This window comes from Flagellimonas olearia, assembly GCF_009184425.1.
Classification (GTDB): domain Bacteria; phylum Bacteroidota; class Bacteroidia; order Flavobacteriales; family Flavobacteriaceae; genus Flagellimonas; species Flagellimonas olearia.
This window is the reverse complement of sequence record NZ_WELG01000037.1, coordinates 1-528: the sequence shown is the minus strand read 5'-3', so window position 1 is coordinate 528 and position 528 is coordinate 1. Positions and strand designations below refer to the sequence as shown.

Here is a 528-nt window from a genome sequence, read left to right as displayed (position 1 = left end):
AAAGGCGAGTGGTATCCTTGTAGAGAATGCCACATTAGACCTGATGTTTTGTTAGTTTATATAGTCAAAAATAACACTCTTTGGTTGCTTAGGCTTGGTAGCCATAGTGAGTTGTTTTAGACAAATTTCTTCCTAAAATCGCCTAGAATGAATTTTCAATTCTAATCCAACCTAATCATCAGTTTTTGAATGAAACGATGAAATAAGGCTATTTTTAGCTTATTATTGGGCTACAAACCGTTACTACAAACCTATAAAATCCTATAAAGAGCTATAAAATTCTCTTAATTTAGGATTTTTGTTGTATTCCTAGTTCAACCTTGCTAGTTACTAAACGATTTTTGGATAAATCATTCAACAGAGCTGTCAAGTCCATAGGCGTAAATTCGGCAGTAACTCTACCTACTAAATGCTTTAAAAGATTGATAGCAGCGTTTATATCTCTATCTAATTCAAAGCCACACTCTAGGCATTGATAAATCCTATCTTTAAGTTTTAAATCTTGTTTAACCTTTTGACAATTAGAGC

General features: G+C 32.6%; 2 protein-coding genes. One reads left to right on the top strand and one right to left on the bottom strand.

The genetic code is table 11. The features are described 5' to 3' along the window. A partial coding sequence (locus F8C76_RS17825; RefSeq protein ID WP_152132947.1) for a type II toxin-antitoxin system mRNA interferase toxin, RelE/StbE family occupies positions 1–120 on the top strand: 120 nt, incomplete at its 5' end. A gap of 169 nt (positions 121–289) precedes the next feature. Here F8C76_RS17825 and F8C76_RS17820 read toward each other — a convergent pair. Next, positions 290–528, bottom strand: a 239-nt coding sequence (locus F8C76_RS17820; RefSeq protein WP_152132946.1) for a zinc ribbon domain-containing protein, incomplete at its 5' end; no start/stop codon positions are given.